The organism is Pseudomonas sp. PA-5-4B, assembly GCF_021606215.1.
GTDB classification, from domain to species: Bacteria; Pseudomonadota; Gammaproteobacteria; order Pseudomonadales; family Pseudomonadaceae; genus Aquipseudomonas; species Aquipseudomonas edaphica.
This window is the reverse complement of sequence record NZ_WKDB01000058.1, coordinates 1-18,212: the sequence shown is the minus strand read 5'-3', so window position 1 is coordinate 18,212 and position 18,212 is coordinate 1. Positions and strand designations below refer to the sequence as shown.

Annotated in this window: 15 protein-coding genes and 1 pseudogene; 12 read left to right on the top strand and 4 right to left on the bottom strand. The window is 59.4% G+C overall.

Annotated elements, in window-relative coordinates; translation table 11 throughout:
- The first annotated feature begins 97 nt into the window (after positions 1–97).
- Entirely contained in the window at positions 98–490 is a 393-nt protein-coding gene (locus tag GIW28_RS23445; RefSeq protein WP_169986173.1) for a tautomerase family protein, read from the top strand.
- 48 nt (positions 491–538) lie between these two features.
- Here GIW28_RS23445 and GIW28_RS23440 read toward each other — a convergent pair whose 3' ends face one another.
- Positions 539–1,144, bottom strand: coding sequence for a cysteine hydrolase family protein (locus tag GIW28_RS23440; protein ID WP_170037539.1), 606 nt, complete (start codon positions 1,142–1,144; stop codon positions 539–541).
- A 228-nt stretch (positions 1,145–1,372) separates the two neighbouring features.
- On the opposite strand from GIW28_RS23440, the gene GIW28_RS23435 reads away from it, so the two are divergent.
- The gene (locus tag GIW28_RS23435) at positions 1,373–2,242 is read left to right on the top strand and encodes an alpha/beta hydrolase family protein (protein ID WP_236447640.1); all 870 of its coding nucleotides are present in this window, start codon (positions 1,373–1,375) and stop codon (positions 2,240–2,242) included.
- A gap of 6 nt (positions 2,243–2,248) precedes the next feature.
- Here the strand turns inward: GIW28_RS23435 and GIW28_RS23430 are convergent, their stop codons facing one another.
- The 3 genes from GIW28_RS23430 to GIW28_RS23420 are packed head-to-tail and all read right to left on the bottom strand — an operon-like array spanning position 2,249 to position 3,823.
- A complete protein-coding gene (locus GIW28_RS23430; protein ID WP_170037533.1) occupies positions 2,249–2,950 on the bottom strand; it encodes a 2OG-Fe(II) oxygenase in 702 nt (233 codons plus the stop codon).
- The gene (locus GIW28_RS23425; RefSeq protein WP_236447641.1) at positions 2,947–3,216 is read right to left on the bottom strand and encodes a metal-binding protein; all 270 of its coding nucleotides are present in this window, start codon (positions 3,214–3,216) and stop codon (positions 2,947–2,949) included. Before GIW28_RS23425 ends, GIW28_RS23430 begins: the two co-directional genes overlap by 4 nt.
- Positions 3,209–3,823 (bottom strand): 2OG-Fe(II) oxygenase, encoded by a 615-nt coding sequence (locus GIW28_RS23420; RefSeq protein WP_138453409.1) that lies wholly within the window; start codon positions 3,821–3,823, stop codon positions 3,209–3,211. The genes GIW28_RS23425 and GIW28_RS23420 overlap by 8 nt, the downstream gene beginning before the upstream one ends.
- 211 nt (positions 3,824–4,034) lie before the next feature.
- Between GIW28_RS23420 and GIW28_RS23415 the strand changes: the two genes are divergently transcribed.
- The 10 genes and pseudogenes from GIW28_RS23415 to GIW28_RS23370 all read left to right on the top strand — a co-directional run.
- The gene (locus GIW28_RS23415) at positions 4,035–5,753 is read left to right on the top strand and encodes a hydrogenase maturation protein (protein WP_236447642.1); all 1,719 of its coding nucleotides are present in this window, start codon (positions 4,035–4,037) and stop codon (positions 5,751–5,753) included.
- Between the two features lie 90 nt (positions 5,754–5,843).
- On the top strand, positions 5,844–7,181 hold the full coding sequence (locus GIW28_RS23410; RefSeq protein WP_017138861.1) for an EAL domain-containing protein: 1,338 nt from the start codon (positions 5,844–5,846) through the stop codon (positions 7,179–7,181).
- Positions 7,182–7,415: 234 nt separating this feature from the next.
- Positions 7,416–8,081: a response regulator transcription factor gene (locus GIW28_RS23405; RefSeq protein WP_170037525.1), complete on the top strand. Its 666-nt coding sequence runs from the start codon at positions 7,416–7,418 to the stop codon at positions 8,079–8,081.
- Between the two features lie 134 nt (positions 8,082–8,215).
- Positions 8,216–8,881, top strand: coding sequence for a response regulator transcription factor (locus GIW28_RS23400; protein ID WP_017138859.1), 666 nt, complete (start codon positions 8,216–8,218; stop codon positions 8,879–8,881).
- Entirely contained in the window at positions 8,878–11,268 is a 2,391-nt protein-coding gene (locus GIW28_RS23395) for an ATP-binding protein (protein ID WP_100219309.1), read from the top strand. The genes GIW28_RS23400 and GIW28_RS23395 overlap by 4 nt, the downstream gene beginning before the upstream one ends.
- A complete protein-coding gene (locus tag GIW28_RS23390; RefSeq protein ID WP_236447644.1) occupies positions 11,268–13,559 on the top strand; it encodes an ATP-binding protein in 2,292 nt (763 codons plus the stop codon). Before GIW28_RS23395 ends, GIW28_RS23390 begins: the two co-directional genes overlap by 1 nt.
- A 284-nt stretch (positions 13,560–13,843) precedes the next feature.
- A complete protein-coding gene (locus GIW28_RS23385) occupies positions 13,844–14,392 on the top strand; it encodes a fimbrial protein (RefSeq protein ID WP_236490417.1) in 549 nt (182 codons plus the stop codon).
- Between the two features lie 74 nt (positions 14,393–14,466).
- Positions 14,467–15,213, top strand: a complete 747-nt coding sequence (locus GIW28_RS23380; RefSeq protein WP_017138855.1) for a fimbrial biogenesis chaperone — start codon at positions 14,467–14,469, stop codon at positions 15,211–15,213.
- Between the two features lie 33 nt (positions 15,214–15,246).
- Positions 15,247–17,832, top strand: coding sequence for a fimbria/pilus outer membrane usher protein (locus GIW28_RS23375; RefSeq protein WP_236448066.1), 2,586 nt, complete (start codon positions 15,247–15,249; stop codon positions 17,830–17,832).
- Positions 17,829–18,212: pseudogene (locus GIW28_RS23370) on the top strand (fimbrial protein); the annotation flags it as partial. The gene GIW28_RS23375 and the pseudogene GIW28_RS23370, both read left to right, overlap by 4 nt.

Sequence of the window (18,212 nt, the reverse complement as noted above, 5' to 3'; positions counted from 1 at the left end):
TAAATGAATATGCGCTTGATGAATTTTGTTGTTCGAGCTAGCGTAGTGCCAATGGCCACTTTCGAGCACCGGCCACTGACCTGCCGAGGAATTTCCCATGCCTTTAGTTCGAATCGACCTGGCCGCCGACACCTCCACTGAAACCGCCGCTGCAATTGGCGATGTGGTCTACGCCGCCATGACCAGCGTGGCCAATGTGCCTGAGCACGACAAATTCCAGATCATCAATCGTCACGCCAAGGATGAGTTGGTGTATCCGGCGGCGGGTTATCTGGGGGTTACCTACACGCCAAACATCGTGTTTATCCAGGTGACCTGGAGCGCCGGGCGTAGCATCGCAGTGAAAAAGGCTTTTTATAAATGTATCGCTGAGGGCATCCACGCCAAAACAGGGCTGCGCAAAGAAGATGTGTGGATCAACCTGGTGGATGTGAAACGCGAGGATTGGTCGTTTGGCAACGGAGAGATGCAGTACGTGCCCGACGAGTGAGGCAGGCCCGCAAGCAGGCGGCGACTCAGTGATGAGTCGCCGCCGTTTTTATTGGGCGTTCAACGCTTGTAGAAACTGGGTGTGTTTCAGCGTTTGCGAGAACATCGGCAAGGTGAAGTTCTCGGCGGCGTGTTGTTGCTCATTACTGAAGGTCGCGGTGCAGTCGGTCAACGTCACCACGTCGTAGCCTTTCTCATAGCCCGAACGAACCGTGCCTTCAACGCAGCAATTGGTCAAAAAGCCTGCGACGACCAGGTTCTGGATGCCGTTGTTGCGCAGCACCAGGTCCAGGCCGGTGGTGGCAAACGCATCCAGGCCGCGTTTGCCTTCTATGAGGATGTCAGCCGGCTCACGGGTGAGCGCCTCGCTGATTTCGGCGCCCCAGCTGCCGGCCCGGAAGGCACTGCCGTCTGCCACACCCTTGAGAATGCCGTAGGAGCGGTGCGTCAGCTCGGGGTAGCCGTCGGCAAATTGAATCGGCATATGGATGATCTTCACACCGAGTTTTCGGGCTTGCTCAACGGTGGTTGCAGTGTTCGCCAGCATGTCGGTGCTGTGCATGACGCCTTTGACCGCGTCGTGAAACACCCCACCCGCAGTGGTGAAGTCATTTTGGAATTCAATCAGGACCAATGCGGTTTTCGTCGGGTTCATAGTGATGCTCCGTCAGGTGGTTTTTTCACTACAGCAGTTATAGGCGCCAAATCCAAGGGCCGCACTCTTCGTGTGGGAGTGGGCTTGCCCGCGAATGCGGTGGGTCAGTCAAAATCCAGGTGTCTGACACAGCGTATCCCCCATAAAAGCCGCCAGTCATAAGATAGTAACGCTGCCCAGGCACAGTGGCGCACCGGTACTCGGACGTACCTTTGTGCGGATTGAATCATGCTGCGAAACATCGGCTTTTGGCTGGGCCTTTTCATGTTGACGCCTGGGTTGGCCCTGGCTGCCCCCGCCAGTTTTGTGACGCGGGACATTACATTTGCCAATGCTGATGTTGCACTGGCCGGCACGGTTTACCTGCCCGAGCATCCAGTAGCCGGCGTGGTGCTGGTACACGGTTCCGGCCAGGTGCCGCGTATGAGTAGTTTTGCCACAACCCTGGCCCAACGTGGCATCGCGGTGTTGACCTACGACAAACGCGGCGTCGGGCAATCTGGCGGTGTGTACGCTGGCCCGGAAGTCGGCGGCAATAACCTCGACGCTTCCAATCTGGCGGCGCTGGCGGGTGATGCGAATGCGGCGCTCGTGGTGTTATCCGCCACGCTTGCGGCCAACCCAGTGCCCATTGGGCTGGTGGGTTTCAGCCAGGCGGGCTGGATCATTCCCCTCGCCGCCGAGCGTAATCGGAGCATCAACTTCATGGTGCTATTCAGCGGCCCACTGCTGACGACACTTGAGCAGCTACGGTTCCAGTTTCTGACCCAGGGCAAGGCAGATTTCTGGCATACCCACAGCGAGGCCGATGCCCGCCAACATATCGCGCAAGACCCGGACCGCTATGATTTTGCCGCTACCGACCCACGCGACGCACTCGCCAGCATCTCGGTGCCGGGGCTCTGGTTGCTGGGCGGCCAGGACCTGCAAACCCCGGCGTTCATGGCCATCGAACGGCTGGGTACGCTTAAAGCCCAGGGCAAACCCTTTGAGTACCGGCTGTATCCCGAGTTGGGGCACAACGTCTCGCCCGGCGGTGCAGGCCAGTCGGTTGATGATGCGGTTAAGTGGATCAAGGGCGTGAAGCTAACCCGTTGACAGCATTCATTTGGCATCGTGAAAGATGATGCCCAGCGTGTGGCGCTCTCCGCGATGCAGGCGGCTCACCCCATGACGCACGCTGACTGTGCAAAAACCACGCGCGGAACGTGCCGGGCGGCTGTTGACGGCAAAGATCAGTGCCTGGCCTTGTTCAAGGGGCACTACCTCAGCCCGTGCGGGTTTGCTGGAGCCGGAGTGGGTGAGGACGAACTCACCCCCTTCGAAGTCCACACCTGGCTGATCCAGCAGAAACACCGCCTGAAACGGAAACACCTGCTCGCCATACAAGTCCTGATGCAGGCAGGTGTAGTCATTTTGCCGATAGCGCAGCATCAGCGGCGTGGGCCTGCATTGGCCGGCCTGGTGACATAGCGCTTTGAATTCCACATGGGTGTCGGGGAATCGTTGATTCATCTTCAGCGCCGCGTGCCAGCGGTTGGCGACTGGTGCGAGGCGCGCGTAAAGATGCGAGCGCAGGCTGTCGACGAGTGCCGGCAGCGGGTAGCGAAAGTACTGGTATTCGCCACGCCCGAAGGCGTAGCGCTGCATGGCGATGCGGCTGCGAAAGTGGCTTTCATCGGCATAGAGTGCTGCCAGTTGCTGACAGGTTTGCCGCGTCAGCAGCCTTGGCAGCAGGGCGAAGCCGTCGTTCATCAAGGCCGCTTCGATCATTGGCCAATCGAGATTTTCCAGGTGAGTGTTCATAAAGGCTGCTGAAGTTTCCATTGGCGATACTCGGCCGGCATGCACACGGCGCAAGGGCGATAGCCCGCTGCGATGGCGCTGGATTGATTGAGGAAAAACACCCGGTGCTGCACATAGCAGCCACGGGCGATGGCGTGCAGTGCCGCACGGCAATCCAGCGTGCCGTAGCGTTTACCGCGTCGATGACCAGCCAATGTGCCCTGTTCGGCGCTTGAGTAGGCTTGGCCATCGCTGCCCAATAGCCGCCACATGCGCTCGTCAGTCATGGGCCGCCCCAGGGCATAAGTGAAAACTGAGCAAAAAACCGCGCCGTTCGCCGCTTCGGACGCTGCTGATCGCGTGTTTCATATTCACCCGGTAGTAACCCTTGCTGCCCTTGAACGGGCGGTGTGCCGTGGTGATCACGGCCAGATCGCCGCGCTGCAACGGCACCACCATCGGCCGTGATTGCATTCTGGGGCGTTGCTCGGTAAGGACACATTCGCCGCCGGTGAAATCCTCGCCGGGCGCAGACAGCACGCCGGCCAACTGAAATGGAAATACGTGCTCGCCCTCGGCGTCCTGCCCCAGCGCCTGGTGCTCGTCTTTGCGCAGGCATGTCAGTTGGGGCAGTGCTTGCTGCTGGCCGACGGCGCGGCACTGCGCATGAAAGTCGGTGAGTTGGGGAGGGTAGCGGTAGGGCAGTTGCAGGATGTCGTTCCACCGGTTGGAAACCTGTGCCAATGGCGGATAAAAGCCGTTCAGTAGGTGGGTGAACAAGCCTGGGACCTCAAGCCCGAACATGCCGGGCAGCACGACGAAACCTTCGCGGTCGAGTTCCAGGCCGATGGTTTGCCAGTCCAGGTGTACCAGGGTGGCGGCAAGGGGAGTCATGAAAGCCTCGGTCACTGTGCATTTGCGCCAGTGTAGGCAGGCGCCAAATCACTGAAACTCCGGTTCTTGCGACGCAATTCTCCCTGGCTGACCGAAGATTGATCTCGGTCAGGTGCCCCGCCTGACAGGCCTTTTAACCTTGCGCTTCCATCAAAGGCCAGGGACGGCTCAATGCGAGCCTGTGGCCGTGCACCTCAAGGAAGAGTCTGCCATGCGATCACTGAAGATCATCTTGTTGTCCTCTGCATTCAACGGTTTGACCCAACGGGCCTGGCTGGATTTGCGCCAGTCTGGTTTCGACCCCAGCGTGGTGCTGTTCACCGATGAAGCCACGGTGTGCCGGCAAATCGAGGCGGCGGACGCCGACCTGGTGATCTGCCCGTTTCTCAAGGACCGCGTGCCGCAGCAGTTGTGGAGCAACCTCGACCGCCCGGTGGTGATCATTCATCCGGGTATTGTCGGTGACCGTGGCGCCAGCGCGTTGGACTGGGCCATCACCCAGCAGGCCCGTCGCTGGGGCGTCACCGCGTTGCAGGCGGTGGAGGAGATGGACGCAGGGCCGGTCTGGTCGACCTGTGAGTTCGACATGCCCGCCGAGGTGCGAAAGTCCGAGTTGTACAACGGCCTGGTGAGTGACGCTGCGATCACCTGTATTCGCGACGTAGTGGAAAAATTCACCCGTGGTGTGCTCCCCGCGCCACTGGATTACACGCAGCCCAACGTTATCGGGCGCTTGCAGCCGAACATGAAGCAGGTAGACCGTGCTTTCAGCTGGCACGACTGCGCGCGCTTCATAAAACGCAGCATCGACGCCGCCGACGGCCAGCCGGGTGTGTTGGCCAGTATCCACGGCGAGCAGTATTACCTGTACGACGCGCACCTGGATGCACGCCGGGGCCTGCCGGGTGAAATGCTCGCGGTACAGGATGATGCGGTATTGGTCGCGGCCGGCGATCAGAGCGTGTGGGTCGGCTCACTTAAACGCAAGGCCCAGCCAGGCGAGGAAACCTTCAAGTTACCGGCCCGTCACGTGTTGGCCGGGCGCCTGGCGCGTGTGCCCGTGCTGGACAGCTCAATTGCCCACCAAGCCTTCAATGAACAGGCCTATCAACCGATTCGCTACCGTGAATGCGGCGATGTCGGCGAGTTGACCTTCGAGTTCTACAACGGCGCCATGAGCACTGAACAATGCCAGCGGCTGGTCGTTGCACTGCGCTGGGCCAAGGCACGGGACACCCAGGTGCTGCTGATCAAGGGCGGGCGCGGCAGCTTTTCCAATGGCGTACACCTCAACGTCATCCAGGCCGCACCCGTGCCAGGGCTGGAGGCTTGGGCGAATATCCAGGCGATCGATGATGTGTGCCAGGAACTGCTGACGGCCCGCCAACTGGTGGTCAGCGGCCTGACCGGTAGTGCCGGCGCCGGAGGTGTGATGCTGGCCCTGGCGGCCGATATCGTCTTCGCCCGTGCCGGCGTAGTGCTCAACCCGCATTACAAGAGCATGGGCCTGTATGGCTCCGAATACTGGACCTACAGCCTGCCGCGTGCGGTGGGCAGTGAAATTGCCCATAAGCTCACTGAAGAGTGCCTGCCGATCAGCGCCATTCAGGCACAGCAGTGGGGCATGGTGCAGGACATTGGGCCACGTTGCCCGAGTGCGTTCAGTGCATGGTTGCTGCAAGCGGCCCAAGGCGCGCTGAGCGATGAGAAATACGCCGCGCAACGCATGCGCAAAGCCAATATCGACCTTGAGCCAATGGATCGCTGCCGCCAAAACGAGTTGGCCCAGATGGAACTGGACATGGTGCACAACCGCCAGCAGTTTGCCGAGAAGTGCCGCAACTTTGTGTTCAAGCGTAAAGCCTGCCAGACGCCGCAACGGTTGATTGCGCCGTGGGCGTTGGCGCGTAAGGGCGAACTGGTCGACTGAGCGGTACTGCGGTTTTAGTCCCAGTCCTATTTGTTTCTGTTTTGGCGCTGATAAGCTTTTTTCCTGAAACAATCTCGGGAAATTTTTGTCATGATCCAAAATGCCGTCGTGCCCAACGAGTTCAGCGCGCTACGTGTCGTCACGTTGGCATCCGATGCTGCCTGTGCGCATCGGCTTGCCTTCGCCTTGAGCAGCATGGGGGTAACTCCGATTGCCAATATTGGCACCTTGAGCGCCGTTGAGGCTTGGCTGCGCGAGTCCCCGATCGACGTCATTGTCTGCGAAATTCGCCCAGAGTGCGGTGATGGGCTGATGTTGCCGAGCCTGCTCAGGGGGCTGCACGAAGCAGGCACACTGGCCCGGTTGCCCTGCATCTTCTGGACCGGAGAGACGGCCTTGGACGCGCCCGCGGGCGAGGTCGACGTGACCCGTAAAACGCCTGCAAGCCCGCTCTGGATCAAGTACATGGGCGGGGTTGCGGTCAGTGCGCTGGAGTCCCATGCGCGGTTGGCGCGAACGGCGGGGATCTCCGTGCAAATCCTGCGCGAAGGCGCAACCCTGGCGCTGGGCGACGCCTTGCGCGCGGTCGTGCTGACGCGCGCGCAGCCGGATGCAAGGCTGAATATGAACACTTTTGATGACTTGGCCGAAGATGAGGTGATCAACGCGCTGACCACAGGCGAGGGCTTGCGTTTTGTGTTCCAACCGCAATTTGAGCTGCTGAGCCGGCGTATCGTGGGGGCCGAAGCGCTGGTGCGTTGGAAGCATCCACGATTTGGGGAAATCCCCCCTTCGGTATTGATGCCCTTGGTCAACCGCTTGGGCCTGGACCTGCTGCTGTTCAGCCTGGTGGAGATGTGGACGATCAAGGCCATGCTCGCGCTCAAACGCGAACATATCGGGATTCCCATTGCTGTAAACGCGTCGGCCAAAACCATTTGCACCCCCGATTTCTCCGAGCGCCTGGCCGCGCGGATGCGCCAGGCCGGCCTGCCGAACCGGCTGCTGAAAATCGAGCTTACTGAAGATGTACCCGAACCGGATGAGCTCTACCTATCCGCCTCGTTGACGGCGATTCGGGCCAAGGGGTTCCAGGTATCGATGGACGACTTCGGCACGGGCGCTGCTACGTTGAACCTGTTGGCGAACCTGTCGTTTGATGAGATGAAAATTGACGGATCGTTTGTGCGTGGGGTTGAACAGCACTCGTCTTCACGCAAAGTCATTGCCGGTATTGTCAATTGGGCGCGACTGCTCAGTTTGAATTTGGTGGCTGAGGGCATCGAAGACGAGTCGACGATTGCGTTGCTCTATCGTTTGGGTTGCCGAGTGGGGCAGGGTTACGCGTTGGCTCGCCCAATGGAAATGGACGATTTCTTGAACTTTGTTATTCAGCGGGAAAATAGTGCGGGTGCTGAGCGCTTTTAGGAGTGATCTGATACCCGAATGAGTGCCCGTGCATTAACTTTCGCATCCGCTCACTGTTTAAGAACTATCGGTTGCTGAGTTGGTTTGGCTGTTGTTATGTGTGTTATGTGCGATTGTTCAATATCACGGATGCCGTTGATTTTATAGGTTCGTCTGCGATGACGAGAACTTACTAAAGATGAGAATGTTGCAGGCCTCATCCTTTTGCTCGTTATAAAGAGTGCCTTCCACGTTATGAAATGCTTAAGAATTGCTTTGCTCGATGATCATGCAATCGTGCGGCACGGGTTAATCAATCGATTGCAGCAGGAACCTGATTTTGAAGTGGTGGGTGTCTACGCCCGCAGCCGTGAAGCGATGGCTGGGCTCGCGTTGCTGCCCGCCGATGTGCTGTTGCTGGATTTCGTGCTCGGGCCCAGTGAACTGGACGGCATCTTGTTGATTCGTGCGTTGCGAGTGAAGTACCCGCAATGCCGCATTCTGATGTTCTCCACGCATCACGATGCCGCCACCGTGATCCTGGCCCTGCGTGTCGGCGCGCGCGGGTTTCTTGGCAAGGGTGAAGATATCAACCAGTTGATCAGTGCGGTTCGGTTGGTGGCATCCGGGGAGGTCTACCTGAGCCCGGACATGGCCTACCGGGTAGCCGAAGCGACGGCGGTGAACCATATCGGTGACGAACAGAACCGCGATGAAGCCTTGCGTTTTGTCAGCCTTTCCGCGCGTGAACAGGACGTGATTCGGTGTTACTTGACGGGTATGACCATTACCGATATCGCCGAAAAATTCAATCGCAGCATCAAGACCATCAGCTCACAAAAAGCCTCGGCGTTTCGCAAGTTGGGCGTGGTATCGAACAATGAGTTGTTCAGGATCAAACACATTATTGATGGTATTTGATCCTGGTTTCCGACACCCAGCAACGAGCGGGGTGTGATTTACCGATCCTTGCATATACTCAAAGACGGGTTGAACGTTGTAGCGGTGGGGTATCCCAGTATTCCGACAGCGTTGTGCCGAGTGGGTCGATCACGATGAAACCAATACGTATTGCTTTGCTGGATGATCATGCAGTTGTTCGACACGGGCTAGCCGCCACGTTGGCGGCCGAGGCGAACTTTGAAGTGGTGGGCATTTATGCGCGCAGCCGCGACCTGATCGCCGGCCTCGCCTCGGCGCCAGCAGACCTGCTGCTGCTGGACTTCTCCCTGAACCCTGACGAGCTGGACGGGGTCTCACTGATCCGCGCCTTGCGGGTCAAATTTCCCAGCTGTCATATCCTTGTTTTGTCCACGCATCACGACCCGGCGACGGTCAGCCTGGCCATGCGTGTCGGTGCCCGTGGCTTTGTCGGCAAGGGTGAAGAAATGGCGCAGTTGGTCAAGGCCATCCGCAAGGTGGCGGCGGGTGCGGTGTACCTGAGTACCGACATGACCTACCGCCTGGCGGAGACGGTGACCAGCGATACTGGCCAAGGCCGTGGCGATGCGCCTGACGCGTTGGTCCAGGCGGAGTTGACCAGCCGTGAGCAGGAAGTCATTCGCTGTTACCTGGCGGGCATGACGGTGAGTGAGATTGCCGAGAAATTCAACCGCAGCATCAAAACCATCAGCACCCAGAAAACCGCAGCGTTTCGCAAGCTTGGGGTCACCTCGAACAACGAGCTGTTCAAGCTGAATAAACTCATCGGCACGCCATGACAATCGGGTTGTGGAGGGCAGTGCTATTGGCGCTGATTGTGCTGGGCTCGCCGCTCGTCTGTGCGGCTGCCGTCGCGCTGAGCGACGAGCAACTGCAGTGGATAGCACTGCAGCCGGTGTTGCGCGTCGGGGTGGTGGAGGGCTTGATTCCGTTCGAGTACATGAACGGTGGAGAACTGCGCGGGCGGTCCATGCAGTATTTGCAGTTCGTGACGGCCGCTACGGGCCTTCGTTTCAGCTACGTGCCCGGAAATACAATGGCCGCACGCGAAAACATGCTGCTGGCAGGGCAGGTGGACCTGCTGTCCTCATACTTGCGCTTTCGCTCTGAGCCTGCAACCAAGGGCATTGTTGCGCTGGTTTACCACACCACCTCGCCCATCATCGTCACGCGCGTCGACAGCCCGGGTGTCTTCGACCTTGAACAACTACAGGGCAAAAACGTGATGATTCCCGATGTGGAATATTACGAGACGATATTCCGGGACAAGGCGACCAAGTCCCATCTGATCAGAAGCACCTCGGCCCTGCAGATGCTGACCATGGTGAAGGAGGGCAAGGCCGATGCGGTAGTGGCCTCGGAAACCTTTTTAATGCCTTACCTGTATCGACAATTCCAGGGCGTGCTGGAAGTTTCCGGCGTGGTCGGCAGCCAGATGCTGGATGTGAGCATGGCCGTGCGCGCTGATGACCTCATGTTGCGTTCCATACTTGAAAAGGTACTTGGCTCCATAACGGCGGAGCAGCGCAATGATATCTATGAGAATTGGTATCACGACCTGGAAGTGGACGTGCCGTCCCTGTCAAACATCGTCAATCATTATGCGCATGTGTTCATCCTCGGTGCGTTGGCATTCGCCAGCCTTTGCGCGCTGGTCTATCGCGGTCATCGGTTGCGCCGGCGGGCGTTGCGCAATGAACAAGAAAAATCCATGTTCCTGGCGGTCATGAACCATCAAATACGTTCGCCCATGAACGCAGTGCTGGCGGCGATGGAGTTACTGGGGCACACACGGCTCAATCAGCAACAACGCCACTTTGCCCAGCTGGCCAATAGTGGTGCCGACGCGATGCTGCGTTTGCTGGACGATGTGCTTGAAACCTCCGGGTCGCAGGTCAAGCCGAAACGCCTGAAGGTCGAGTCGACCGATGTGACAGCGTTGGTGCAGGCAGTCGTCGGGCTGCATCGCCTGCGGGCCAGGGAAAAACGCCTGGAGCTCAATGCGCATATCCAAGAGGCGTTGCCCCTGTTGATGCTCGACAGTGCGCGCCTGACGCAAATCCTGCATAACCTGCTCTCGAATGCGATCAAGTTTACCGATGCGGGCAGTATTGATATCGACGTGCGCCAGGTTGGCCTGGACGCGAGCAACGGCCGCTTGCAGATCGAGGTCCGCGACACCGGCATCGGCATTTCGGCGGCGGTTCAGGCGTCGTTGTTTCGACCCTACGCGCAGCATAGCCAGTCATACAAACGCGCGGGCGGCTCAGGCTTGGGGCTGGTGATCTGCCAGCAGTTGGTCAACTTGATGCACGGGACGTTGACGCTCAAGAGCGCGCCGGGCGCGGGCACCACGGTGACGATCTGCTTGCCCGTGATAAACGCCCCGCAACCTCTTGCATCGCAACCGGCAGAGGCGCTATTAACGGCAAACGCTGGCAAAGCATTGCAGATCCTTGTGGTGGAGGACACCCGGGCGAACCAGCAGGTGTTGGGCGCGCAAATCAAAAGCTTCGGCAGCCTGCCGGTGATAGCCGGCGATGCCGCCCAAGCCCGCGCCTTGTTTGTGCACACCCGTTACGACCTGGTCCTGATGGACTGTGACCTGCCGGACCAGGATGGCTACAGCCTGACCCGCGAACTGCGCGGATTCGAACAGCAGGTGGGCCGACTGCGTTGCCCGATCATTGCCATCTCTGCCTTGACCGGTGAGCAACATCTTCAGCGCTGCCTGGCGGCGGGAATGGACGCGGTGTTGAGCAAGCCTATTCGCCTGGAGCCATTGCGCGGGGTGATTGAGCGTTGGTGCGACGTCACACTGGCAGACCCTCGGTTAAACCTGATGGCCCCTGTGCTGGACCAGGCCGGGATCAATCGCGAAGTGGCCGCTGACCTGGGCAGCCTGACCAAAGCGCTTGCGCTGTGTGATCGCTCCTCCGCTCTGCACGTGACCCACCGTTTGCACGGCGCAGCGCTGATCATGGAATGGTCGGCGATGGGTCAGGCTGCCGAAAACCTGCAGAACCTGCTGCGCGCGCAGTCGGGTTGGGATGACCCGGCATATGCACAGGCTTTGCGGTTGCTGCTCCAGCAATGGCGTGACCTGGGCGGCGATCGGCAGGTTGATGCACTGCCTGCCACTCGTTCGCACCGGATGCTGCCTTGATGTGGCGCTTGTTGGCGGTGTTGGCGCTGATGGGCCAGATTGGTCTGTGTGTTGCGCAAGCCAATGCGCCGGCGTTGGCGTTGACACCACAGGAACTCGATTGGATTGCAGCCCACCCGGTATTGCGTGTGGGGGTGTTCGATAACCTGTTGCCCTTTGAGTACATCAGCGGTGGCGAACTGCGAGGGCTGTCGGCCAAGTACCTGGACTTGATCGCACGGCGTACGGGGCTGCGTTTCAAGTCTGTGCCGACTACCTCACGCAGTGCGCGCAAAGACATGCTGCTCAGTGGTGAGGTGGATATCTTGTCCACCCGGCGCCGGTCGGACGACCCTGCTGAAGATCGCGGCGTTCTCTATACCGCGCCTTACAACAACAGCTCGACCATCCTTATCAGCCGTTTTGACGATCAGCCGTTTGCCGAACTGGGCCAGCTCGCCGGCAAACGCCTGGTGATGCTGGGGCGTGAAGGCTATTCGGCGTTTTTGCGTGAGCGGGCGCCGGGCATCACGATCATTTCGGCCCAGAACGCGATCGACATGATGGCAATGGTCAAGGACGGCGATGCGGACGCCGCCATTGCTTCGGAGTGGTTGCTGATCCCGTATCTGTCTCGCCAGTACCAGGGCGTGCTGCAGGTTTCCGGTGTGGTGCCCGAGCAGCGTACTGGGGTAAGCATGGCGGTGCGCGACAACGACGTGATTTTGCTATCGATTCTGCAGAAGGTACTGGGGTCCATTTCGGGCGATGAGCGCCAGGCGATCTACGATGCCTGGTTCGCGGACATGAACCTCGATATCCCGCCCATCAAGGCCATCCTTGATCACTACAAAAGTGAGTTGTGGTTGCTGCTTAGCAGCGTGCTGATACTCATCACGCTGGTGTGGCAAAGCCGCGTGCAACGCCGGCGCGCCATCCATAACGAACGGGAGAAGGCGATGTTCCTGGCGGTTATGAGCCACGAAGTCCGTTCGCCCATGAACGCGATACTGGCCGCTGTTGAGTTGCTGGAGCACACCGCACTTGACGAACAGCAACATCACTTTGCGGCCCTTGCGAACAACGGCGCCAATACCCTGTTGCGGTTGGTGGACGATGTGCTGGATATCTCCAGGATGGAGGCCGGGCAATTGACGCTGAATGTGGAGGCCGTGGACCTGGGTGCGCTGGTCCAGCGCGTGGTGGACAGCCAGCGCGCGTCTGCCGAGGCAAAAGGCCTTGAACTGACGGTAACGGGTGAGCACCTGCACGCCCCGTTATTGCTGGATGAACTGCGCGTGGCGCAGGTCTTGCGCAATCTGATCGTCAATGCCATCAAGTTCTCCGACAGGGGCCATGTAGAGATTCGGTTTCAGGTGCTTGAGGGCGATCACTACCTGATGATTGAGGTCATCGACAATGGGATCGGGTTGTCCGACCAGGCACACGCCTCATTGCTGAGTTCATCCGCGCGTGCCAGTGGCAGTAACGGGCTGGGGTTGGTGATCTGCCAGCGGTTAGTGCAGTTGATGGGGGGCGAGTTGACGCTCAGCAGCCTCCAGGGCAAAGGCACCCGCGTGGGTGTGAGATTGCCGGTTGAATGGGCTGCGCCGCTTGATTCACCCGTGCAGGTGATGCCTTCGCCCGACGAACCTGTGGGCTTGACGGTGTTGGTGGTGGGGGGCACCAATGTCGACCAGCAAGGGCTGGTGACGCAGCTGCGCGCGTTAGGTTGCCATCCCTTACCAATGGACGATGCCAACCAGGGTTTAAGGTTTTTCAATGCACACAAGGTTGATTTGATACTTATCGACTGCGACCTGCCAGCAGGCGCTGGCTATAAACTGGCCGGTGAATTCAGGCAGGTGCAGAGCCAGCGACAGCGTACACACTGCCCGATCATCGCGGTCTCACAGCTTACCGGCAATGACATGCTGGAATGCTGCTTTGAAGCGGGTATGGATGGCGCGCTGAGCAAACCCATTGGCGAGGGCCTTCTACGCGAAACCATTGAACTGTGGTGCGAGGTCAACCTGCTGCAACCCCCATCGGCGCCGAGTACCTCCGGGCCTGAAATACTGCGCAAACAGCTAGGCGGCTTGCTTGAGGCGGCAGCCCTGCGTGATCGCAGCCTGGCGTTGCTCGCCGCGCATAACCTGCAGGCTGCCGCGCTAGTGGCGGGGTGGATAGACATCGCGACCACGGCGGACCTGATCGATGCGGCCTTGCAGGATAAAACAGCCTGGCCAACTGTCGTTATTGCCGGTCATCTCAGCCGTATGGTTGAACAGTGGGCAGCATTAAGCGCTTGAGTGTTGCCCTTGAATTGTTGGGGTGACGGCGTTGTTTTTAGGAGCACTCCTATTGACCATAAAGTTGTCTGCAGAATAAAAACCTTCCTCGGCAGATTGAATTGTTTTGCGCGGGCATCGCCAAGTTAATTAATTAAAATCTGCAGGGCTTAGTTGCTTTTTCGGAGCAGTCCTATTTGGACAGTTCGGTGACTTCCTTACACTTAACTCCGCAACAACACAGCAGTTCTCCTGCAACAGGGAACTCACTCTCTACTCAGCATCTTGCGCTCTTGGAGTTACTCATGGATTACAAAGCCCGCGTCCTCGCTGTACTGGTCGCCGCCACCGCCACCTCCGCCGCCATGGCGTCGGACGGTACTATCAACTTCAACGGCGAACTGAAAGCCGAAACTTGCCAAGTCGCAGTCAATGGCGCGGCAGGCTCAGCAGGCAGCCCCGTCACGCTGCCGACGATTTCGACCGCTTCGCTGGCTGCACAGGGCCAAGTGGCGGGCCAGACCGGGTTCAGCATTCAACTGAGCAAGTGCTCTGCGGCGCTTAAAACCGCCTCTGCGTTCTTTGAAGCAGGTGGCTCGGTGGACCCGGCCAGCGGCAACTTGAAGAACTTGAGCGGCACCGCCACCAAGGCGCAACTGCAATTGGTTGACGCCTCAAATGGTAAAGCCATCAAAGCCGGTGACACCGGGCAAGTGGCGTCTACCAGCCGTATCAGCATCGATACAACAACACTGAGTGCCGACCTGCCTTACGCCGTCCAGTACTACGCCCAGGCCGCAACTACGCCGGGCACCGTTATCAGTAACGTGACGTACTCCATTAATTATCAGTAAGTCGCTCGCCAATGAACACACGCCCTGTGTGGTCGATAAAAGGGCGTGTTTTCTGGCGGCGATGGGACACTGTCATGCCTTGCAAACTTCCACTCAAACAGTTGCTGCTGGCAAGCCTTCTGGCCCTGGCAAGCGCCCAAGCCATTGCGGGCGTGGTGATTACCGGCACGCGGGTGATCTACCCGGCTGGCCAGAAGGAAGTCACCGTCAAACTCAATAACAACGGCACGCAGCCTGCACTGATGCAAGCCTGGATCGATACTGGCAGTGTCGAGTCCACGCCCACTAGTTCCAAGGCACCGTTTCTGCTTTCGCCGCCGGTGGCACGTATCGACCCGGCCAAAGGCCAAAGCCTGCGGGTATTGTTCACGGGGGCGGCGTTGGCCTCGGACAAGGAGTCGGTGTTCTGGCTGAACGTACTGGAAATTCCGCCCAAGCCCGAGGCGGGTGAGGACCTTAACACCCTTCAAATGGCATTTCGCTCGCGGATCAAGCTGTTCTATCGCCCCACCGAGTTGCCCGGAACCGCCACTGAAGCGATTGAACAGGTGCAATGGCAAGTGGTTTCCAGCCGTGATGGCTTGGGCCTGGCTTTGCAGGCGTTCAACCCGTCGGCCTTTTACGTATCGCTGGTTGAACTGGAACTGGTGTCGGGCTCAGTACGTGCTCGCAGTGAGGACGGCATGGTCGCTCCGGGTGAAACCCGACAGTTCCCGCTGCCGACTCTCAAGACTCGGCCTGCCGCCGATGCCCAAGTGGAGTTCAACGCCATCAACGATTACGGCGCGCTGATCCCGACTCGGAAAGCACTCAAGCCTTGATCAACTCCTGACGTCTTTACACGCGAGTTAATTATGCAAACCTCTTCCAGCTCCAGGCTTGCCCTGCGGGCGCAGCCTCGCTTTGCCTTGAATCCGCTTACAGCCTTGGTGCTCAAGGTGCTGGCCATCGCGCCTGGTGCATGGGGAATACAGGGCGCATTGGCGCAAGAGGTGCAGTTCAACGACGCATTCCTGCCTGAGGACTCGCGTAACCTCGACCTGGGTAAATACCAGACCGGCAACCCGGTGACGCCGGGGCAATACCGCGCCGATGTGTTGCTCAACGGCCAGTTGAACAGCCGCCAGGACATTCGCATTGAGGCCCAGCCCGACGGCAGCAAACCGGTGGTGTGCATGGACCATGGCTTGCTTGAACGTCAGGGCGTGGACATGTCCAAGCTGTCCGAACCGCTGGACACCACAGGCTGCGTGTCTTTGGGCAGTTTGATCCAAGGTGCCAGTGCGAGTTTTTCACCGGAGAACCAGGCGCTCGACCTCAGCATTCCTCAGGCCGCCTTGAAGCGTAATTCCCGGGGTTACGTCAGCCCTGAGTTATGGGACCGCGGTGTGACCGCCAGCATGCTCAGTTACACCTTCAACGCCAACCGTAATCGCACCCGCACGGGCGACTATGACTCGGCGTTCATGGGCCTTAATGCGGGCCTTAATCTGGGTGACTGGCGCCTGCGCCACAACGCGTCGATGAGCTGGCAGTCGCGCCAGGGCAACAAGTACCAGGCTCTGGACACCTACGCCCAACGTGATGTGACGGCGCTGAAAAGCCAGTTGACGGTGGGGGAGTCCAACACCAGTGGCGAGATCTTCGACACCTTGTCCTTTCGCGGCGTGCAGTTGGCCAGCGATGACCGCATGCTGCCTGATTCCATGCGCGGTTATGCCCCGGTCATCCGTGGCATTGCCCGCACCAACGCCCGCGTGACCATTCGCCAGGCCGGCAACGTCCTGCTGGAAACTACCGTAGCGCCGGGTGCTTTCGTGATCGATGACCTGTACTCCACCGGCTACGGCGGAGACCTTAACGTGAGCGTTGCCGAGGCAGACGGCACCGAGCAAAACTTTATCGTGCCCTATGCCTCGGTCAGCCAGTTGTTGCGCCCCGGTACCTCGCGGTTCAGCTTCACCGCCGGTGAAACCCGCAACAACTTTGTCGACCAACAGGCACGCGTGCTGCAAGGCACGCTGCAATATGGCCTGAACAACACGTTCACAGGCTTCGGTGGCCTGCAGTCGAGCGACCACTACACGGCGCTGCTCACGGGCCTGGCGTTTGGCACGCCCATCGGCGCCATGGCGGTGGACGTGACTCACGCACAGACCGAGCTGGCTGCCGGGACGGCCAAAGGGCAGAGCATGCGTGTGTCCTATAGCAAGAATGTACTCAGTACCGGCAGCAACTTCTCGGTGGCGGCTTACCGTTTTTCTACCGGTGACTACCTGGATTTCAGCAATGCCGTGCAACTGGTGGATGCCGAGAAAAATGGTTGGGACACCCGTATGTTCGGACGTCCGCGCAGCCGCCTGTCCATCACCGCAGACCAGACGTTGGGGCCTTGGGGCCAAGTGACTCTTAGCGGCTATGCGCAGAATTACTGGAACCAGCCGGGCAGTGATGTGCAGTACCAGTTCAGCTACAGCAAGCAATTCAATCGCGTGAGTTTCAGCGTGAACGCCAATCGCAGCCGCATGGGCCTGGGCGATATGGAGAACAGCTTCCTGCTGACCATGAGCATGCCCCTGGAGTTTGGTGGATCTGGTTATGGCCCACAGATGACGGCGCAGGTTGGCCGTGACACGCGCGGCAACTACAGCGAGCAGGCCGGCATCAGCGGCACCGCGGGCGACGATCGCCAGTACGGCTACGGCGCAACCTTCGGGCATGACGGTGGCAGCAATAGCAAAAGTGTAGCGCTCAACGGGCAGTACACCGGTGCCAGGGCGATGCTCAGTGCCGCACTGGGGCGTGGCGACGGCTACACCAGTGCTTCCGTGGGTGCCAGCGGCACGCTGGTGGCCCATGCCGACGGTATGACCATGACGCCTTATCGTGGCGAGACCATGGCGGTGATCAGCGCGCCGGGTGCGCAGGGTGCCAAGGTGTCGGGCTATCCAGGTCTGAGGCTTGATGCAAGCGGTAACGCCGTGGTGCCGTATTTGCGCCCCTATGAATTGAACGAGGTCGCCATCGACCCGATCGGCAGTTCCCTGGACGTTGAATTCAACGAAACCAGCCAGCAGGTCGCGCCGCGTGCCGGCGCCGTAGTGCACCTCAAATACACCACCAACCAGGGGCGGGCAGTACTGCTCAATGTGCGCCTGGACGATGGCAACAGTTTGCCGTTCGGTGCCGGCGTAACGGACGGCGAAGGCGCCACGGTGGGCGTGGTCGGGCAGGGCGGTCAGCTCTACGCACGCATCAAGCCGGACACCCGCCAGTTGCTGATCAATTGGGGCAGCAAAGCGCACCAGCAGTGTGCGTTGGTCATTCCACCGGGCCCGGGCGAGGGCCAGCAGTTGCAGCAGCTGGACGCCGTGTGTGCGGCAGGCAAACAGGTCGCTGACCGCGTGCGGCCCAACACTATGCAAAAGGTACCGTTATGAACATCAGGGCTTTGATCAACTCGGGATTGGCAGTTATGGCGTTGTGGGCTGCAGCCAACACGGCCATGGCGGTAACCTGCACCTACATGAATGGCATCCAGCCAGCGAATGGCTCCATGCCGTTGCAAATATCGGCGATCACCGTCGGGCGCGATGTGCCGGTAGGCGCCGAAGTTTATCGACAGAAGTTCAGCATGGCCGCGGGCCAGGCGGTAAAGCTGGAGTGCCTGTATGCCCCATATGAACAGTCGACCGAGTTTACGGTTGATTCGGGCTATGGCCTGGCCAACGTCACCAGCGGGGTGTATGCCAACAAAGTCTACAGAACCAGCATTCAAGGACTAGGGGTCGCCTTCACTAGCACGGGCGGCCCTCTGCCA

What these genes read in the sequence shown, in the direction of transcription:
- GIW28_RS23405 (WP_170037525.1), top strand. Translation starts at nt 7,416, where the DNA reads ATGAAATGCTTAAGAATTGCTTTGCTCGATGATCATGCAATCGTGCGG.
- GIW28_RS23410 (WP_017138861.1), top strand. Translation starts at nt 5,844, where the DNA reads ATGATCCAAAATGCCGTCGTGCCCAACGAGTTCAGCGCGCTACGTGTC.
- GIW28_RS23380 (WP_017138855.1), top strand. Translation starts at nt 14,467, where the DNA reads ATGCCTTGCAAACTTCCACTCAAACAGTTGCTGCTGGCAAGCCTTCTG.
- GIW28_RS23445 (WP_169986173.1), top strand. Translation starts at nt 98, where the DNA reads ATGCCTTTAGTTCGAATCGACCTGGCCGCCGACACCTCCACTGAAACC.
- GIW28_RS23385 (WP_236490417.1), top strand. Translation starts at nt 13,844, where the DNA reads ATGGATTACAAAGCCCGCGTCCTCGCTGTACTGGTCGCCGCCACCGCC.
- GIW28_RS23420 (WP_138453409.1), bottom strand. Translation starts at nt 3,823, where the DNA reads ATGACTCCCCTTGCCGCCACCCTGGTACACCTGGACTGGCAAACCATC.
- GIW28_RS23395 (WP_100219309.1), top strand. Translation starts at nt 8,878, where the DNA reads ATGACAATCGGGTTGTGGAGGGCAGTGCTATTGGCGCTGATTGTGCTG.
- GIW28_RS23440 (WP_170037539.1), bottom strand. Translation starts at nt 1,144, where the DNA reads ATGAACCCGACGAAAACCGCATTGGTCCTGATTGAATTCCAAAATGAC.
- GIW28_RS23430 (WP_170037533.1), bottom strand. Translation starts at nt 2,950, where the DNA reads ATGAACACTCACCTGGAAAATCTCGATTGGCCAATGATCGAAGCGGCC.
- GIW28_RS23435 (WP_236447640.1), top strand. Translation starts at nt 1,373, where the DNA reads ATGCTGCGAAACATCGGCTTTTGGCTGGGCCTTTTCATGTTGACGCCT.
- GIW28_RS23375 (WP_236448066.1), top strand. Translation starts at nt 15,247, where the DNA reads ATGCAAACCTCTTCCAGCTCCAGGCTTGCCCTGCGGGCGCAGCCTCGC.
- GIW28_RS23425 (WP_236447641.1), bottom strand. Translation starts at nt 3,216, where the DNA reads ATGACTGACGAGCGCATGTGGCGGCTATTGGGCAGCGATGGCCAAGCC.
- GIW28_RS23400 (WP_017138859.1), top strand. Translation starts at nt 8,216, where the DNA reads ATGAAACCAATACGTATTGCTTTGCTGGATGATCATGCAGTTGTTCGA.
- GIW28_RS23390 (WP_236447644.1), top strand. Translation starts at nt 11,268, where the DNA reads ATGTGGCGCTTGTTGGCGGTGTTGGCGCTGATGGGCCAGATTGGTCTG.
- GIW28_RS23415 (WP_236447642.1), top strand. Translation starts at nt 4,035, where the DNA reads ATGCGATCACTGAAGATCATCTTGTTGTCCTCTGCATTCAACGGTTTG.